The sequence below is a fragment of the Streptomyces sp. NPDC059853 genome (assembly GCF_042731495.1).
In the GTDB taxonomy this organism is placed as follows: Bacteria; Actinomycetota; Actinomycetes; order Streptomycetales; family Streptomycetaceae; genus Streptomyces.
Genome location: NZ_JBHWJL010000304.1, coordinates 1 through 4,033 on the forward strand (window position 1 = coordinate 1; position 4,033 = coordinate 4,033).

The following is a 4,033-nucleotide window of genomic DNA, read 5'->3' on the forward strand; positions in this document are numbered from 1 at the left end:
CAGGCCGTACACCGTACGGCCGGGGCGCCCTCGCCGTTTCCCGGCCGCCCTGCCGCCGGGCCGGTGGCGGGACGGCGCTCCCGGGCGCCGTGTCCTACCGCGCTGGGCGCGGCTTCCGCTTCGTGCCGTGGGACTCGGGGGCATCGAGCAGCCCCACGACAGGCAGGCTCCCCGTACGACGCACCGGGTGCCTCCGGCCCGCTCCCGCGCGCCGGGCGCGGCTGCTCAGCGCAGTGCCGTCATGACCGAAGCCGTCATCGCCGTGAGGGTCGCCGCCGTCAGCAGCAGGCAGGCCGCGGTGCGGCGGGCGGTGGACCGTTCGCCCGCGCGGCGTACCGCGTCCGGGCGGCGGGTACGCGACGGCGCCGCCGCGGCCAGTGCGGCCAGCGGCGGCATCCCGGGCGGCAGCGCCGCCCGCCCCGCCCGCAGCCGCGCCAGGGCCACCGCCTCCGTCGCCTCCGTCTCGGCCGCCGTACGGGCCAGGCCCACCCCCGCGCAGTCGTGCAGCACCACCGTGCCGCGCCGGTGCGGCGGCAGCGCCAGCAGGGCGGGCAGCAGCGGCCGGGGCCGGCCCCAGGGCCGCAGCCGGTGCCACGGCGAGAGGGCGTACCCGTACACCGCCGCCCGCACCCGTGCCGCGGGGTCGCGGTCCGCCGCCACGGCGGGCCACTCCTCCCAGCAGCGCTGGAATCCGCGCTCCACCGCGCGGGCCGCGAACCGCGCGTCCCCGCCGCACAGCAGGAACGCCTGCCGGGTCAGCGCGGCCGCGTGCGCCTCGTACAGCGCCGCGAACGCCGCCTCCGGGGTCACCGGCGGATTCCACCACCGAACGGGCGTACGTCTTCGGCCCGGTGCGCTGGTCAGGGTCTCCATGGCGGCTGTCCTTCCTGGTCCGGGCCGTGGCGGTACCCCAGCCTGCCGGGCGTTCTTGGCAGCATGGCCGCGTGCGCACCCTTATCCAGCGATTTGCCCCGGACGGCCGAATCGCCCGCAGCCGCTGGCTCGGTGAGGGGCTGGTGGCGGCCGGACTCGGCTTCGGCGTGCTGGCCGTCATCGGACTCGTGCTGTGGACCACCTCCCCGTTCCCGGACAGCGGCGCGGGCGGCGCGCTGCGCGTCGTCGCCGGGCTGTGGCTGCTGGCCCACGGCGCCGAACTCGTGCGCGCCGAGACGCTCAGCGGCGTCCCCGCCCCCATCGGACTGACCCCGCTGCTGCTCACCGCGCTGCCCTGCTGGCTGCTGCACCGGGCCGTGCGGGTGGCGCTGATCGGCGAACGGGACCCGGCGCTCGGGCCGCGCGCCGCGCTGTGGGTGAGTGCCGGCTATCTGCTCCCGGCGGTGCCCGCCGCGCTGTACACACTCGGCGGCCCGATCAGCGTGCACCCGCCGAGCGCCCTGCTGGCGATGCCGCTGCTGACCTGCGCGGTGGCGCTGGCCTCGGCCGTCTCGGTGCTGGGCTGGCCGGCGCCGTGGCCCGACCCCTACCGGCTGGCGGCGGCGGGACGCGCCGCCGTGGCCGCCACGGCGGCGGTGGTGGGGGCGGGTGCCCTGCTGGCGGCCGGGGCACTCGTGCTGCACGCGGACGCGGCGCAGCGGACGTTCGGCCAGCTGTCGGGCCCCTGGTCGGGGCAGATCGCGGTGCTGCTGCTCGGGCTCGCGCTGGCGCCGAACGCGGCGGTGTGGGCGGCGGCGTACGGGCTGGGGCCGGGCTTCACGCTGGGCGCGGGCAGCCTGCTGGCGCCGCTGCCGCTCGGCGGCGGCGCGGGGGAGGGGCCGCGGCTGCCCGCGTTCCCGCTGCTGGCGGTCGCGCCCGGCGGTACGGGGGGCGGCTGGGCGGTGTGGGCGGTGGCCGCCGTGGTGCCGGCGGCCGGGGTGGCGGTCCTGGCGCACTTCACCGCGCGCGGCGCCGTACGCTCCGGCTCCGGCCCGGCGGCCACGGCGCTGACCGCGCTGCTGGCGGCGGTCGGCTGCGGGGTCGTACTGGGCGGTCTCGCGACGCTGGCGGGCGGGCCGCTGGGCACCGCGGCACTGGCCGAGTTCGGCCCCGATCCGCTGCTGACGGGCGCGGCCGGTGCCGCGTGGGGCGTGCTGGGCGGGGTGCCGCTGGCGCTGGCGCTCCGCGCCTGGCAGCTGCGCACGGCGGGCCCCTGGCACCTGCTCACCGGCTGGGTGTGGCGGTGGTGGGCGGCCCGCGGGGAGCGGCCGGACGGGACGGAGCAGCCGGAGGAGCCGGGGCGACCGCACGGGACGGACCCGGTCGCCGGGGCCGGGGCCGGGGCCGGGAAGGCGGCGAAGAAGGTCCGGCCGCAGCGGCGCCGGGAGCGGAAACGGCGCCGGGCCACGGAACGGGTACGGCCCGCCGGACGGTGGCCCCGGCGGCGGCGCGGGGACGGCCCGGACATCGAGCCGCTGGGGCCCGGCACGATCAGCCGGCTGCGGCGGATGCTGCGCCCCGAGCCGTCCGGGGCCGCCGCCGAGCCGCCGCCCTCGGCCGTTCCCCGCACCCCGGACGGGCCCTTCGACCAGGAAACGGACCTCTCCGCACGCTCGGACACCGGTCGGGAGTCCTGAACACCGCCTCCGGGACGGGGGTTCCGAACAAAGGCCGAGGTTCCCGACCTGCTGGGCCGGATCGGGATCGCCCGGCGGTGGCCCGGGCGTTGGCGGCGACGGGGGCGGCACGCACGCCGTGCGGGTGCCGTGCCACGGCGCGGGCGGTGGGCCGGTCCGCCCGGCCCACCGCCGCCCGCGGGCCGGGTCCGTCAGCCCCGTTCGCCGAGGATCGGCCGGAGCTGCTTGGGCAGCAGGTCCTCGCACGCCTCGCGGCTGGTGGCGGTCAGGGCGTCCTGGTGGCAGTCGAAGTAGTCCTTGTACACCAGCTGCACCGTGTAGGTGGTGAAGACGATCAGCAGGGCCAGGCCCGCCAGCACCACACCGCCGATCGCCAGGCCCACCGGGGAACGCCGGGACGGGGCCGGGGCGGTGGCGGTGGCCGCGGGGCCGGGCCGCGGGGCCTCGCCCTCCACCTGGGCGACGGTCGCCCGGTGGTGCGGCTCCCGCTCCTCGCCGCCGGTGTCCTTGGCTGCGTCCTTGTCCTTGCCGGTCCCCTCCTGCGGGGCGCCGCGCAGTCCGCTGATGCCCCAGTAGAGGGCGAGCGCGCCGAGCAGCAGTCCCAGCCACTCCCAGCCCAGCAGGCCGGCGAAGATGCCCCACAGGCCGGCCAGCAGCGCGTACCTGGCGTGCCGCTGGCGCGGGTCGGTCGGGTCCCAGCGCGGGCCGAACGGCCGCCCGCCCGGCTCCTCGCCGGGCTGCTGCGGGGGCTGGCCGAAGCCGCCGCTGCCGCGGCCCGGCTGGCGCCGGCTCCACTGGCTGCCCCAGCGGGAGCGCTGGTTGTCCTCGTTCTCGCCGGAGCCGTCGCCGCCGCCCTCGCCGTTGCCGCCGCCGGCTCTGTCGTCGCCGCTGCCCCCGGTGGTGCCGCGTCCGTCGCCGTTGCCGTTGCCGCTGTCCTCACGGCGGAACTGCCACGGCCGGTCGGGCTGGCCCTCGGGCGGCGGTGCGAAGGGGTTGTGCTCCTCGCCGGGCCGGTCCTGCCGCCCCGAGGCTCGCCGTCGATCGGTCATGGTGGTCGGCTGTCCCCTTCGTCCGCGGATCCGCTGGCAACGACCGTACCCGGCCCCGCCTCACCCGTCGCATGGGGGAGCCCGGTATGCCGGTATGGTGACCGGTGGCCGACGGCCCTGTCGCGCTCAGCCCACCGCACGAGGAAGATTCCCGCCGTGGCCCCAGCCCAGCAGCCCAAGGATCCCGCACGCCTCGTCGTCCTGGTATCCGGCTCGGGCACCAATCTCCAGGCGCTGCTGGATGCCCAGTCCGCTCTCGGCCCGCGCTGGTACGGCGCGCAGGTGGTCGCGGGGGGGGGCGCCCCCCCCGGGCAAGCGGGGCAGGGCCCGGCCGCACGGGGCCGGGGGGGCCGCCGGGGGGGGGGGGGGGGCGGGGTCGGCCCCCCCCCCCCCAGGGGCCAGGGTGGGTTAAAA

At 79.1% G+C, this 4,033-nt stretch carries 3 protein-coding genes; 1 reads left to right on the top strand and 2 read right to left on the bottom strand.

What is annotated here, in order from left to right; genetic code table 11:
• Positions 1–225: 225 nt before the first annotated feature.
• Entirely contained in the window at positions 226–873 is a 648-nt protein-coding gene (locus tag ACFV5N_RS23340) for a hypothetical protein (RefSeq protein WP_385603162.1), read from the bottom strand.
• 71 nt (positions 874–944) lie between these two features.
• Here ACFV5N_RS23340 and ACFV5N_RS23345 point away from each other — a divergent pair, with 71 nt between their 5' ends.
• A complete protein-coding gene (locus ACFV5N_RS23345) occupies positions 945–2,570 on the top strand; it encodes a DUF6350 family protein (protein ID WP_385603165.1) in 1,626 nt (541 codons plus the stop codon).
• Positions 2,571–2,761: 191 nt separating this feature from the next.
• Here the strand turns inward: ACFV5N_RS23345 and ACFV5N_RS23350 are convergent, their stop codons facing one another.
• The gene (locus tag ACFV5N_RS23350; RefSeq protein ID WP_385603168.1) at positions 2,762–3,619 is read right to left on the bottom strand and encodes a hypothetical protein; all 858 of its coding nucleotides are present in this window, start codon (positions 3,617–3,619) and stop codon (positions 2,762–2,764) included.
• Positions 3,620–4,033 lie beyond the last annotated feature (414 nt).